Genomic DNA, 532 nt, shown 5'->3' on the forward strand with positions numbered 1-532 from the left:
TCCCAATACTGCGACCAACTGGTGCCGGACGGTAAAGGTGGCCAGGAGCCGCGCTTCATCTGCAACCTGAACCTGCAGAGCAAGGCTGACGCCTGGTCTCTGCTGCGCGACATCTCGGCTATCTACCGGGGGATGACTTACTGGGCCCAAGGCCAGGTCTTCACTCTGTCCGATATGCCGCGCGCCACGGACTTCGACTTCGCTTATACCCGGGCAAACGTGCTCGATGGCAAGTTCACCTACTCCAGCGCGTCGGAGCGTACCCGCTACACGCGGGCGCTGATCAGCTACGACAACCCGCTGAACAACTACGACACCGATGTCACGGCGGTGACCGATCAGAAGCTGCAGCGGCGTTACGGCGACAACCCGCTCGAGATCAGTGCCATCGGCTGCACCCGCGAATCCGAGGCACAGCGCCGCGGCAAGTGGGCGCTGTTGACCAACTCCAAGGACCGGGCCGTAACCTTCAAGGTGGGTTTGGACGGCCGTATTCCGTTGCCGGGGTACGTGATCCCGATTGCAGACGAAC

The 532-nt window shown here is 62.0% G+C and carries 1 protein-coding gene; it reads left to right on the forward strand.

The window, feature by feature from the left end:
- A partial coding sequence (locus ACBJ59_RS62850; RefSeq protein WP_375119400.1) for a phage tail protein occupies positions 1-532 on the forward strand: 532 nt, incomplete at both ends.

The sequence above is a fragment of the Nonomuraea sp. MTCD27 genome (assembly GCF_041950495.1).
In the GTDB taxonomy this organism is placed as follows: Bacteria; Actinomycetota; Actinomycetes; order Streptosporangiales; family Streptosporangiaceae; genus Nonomuraea.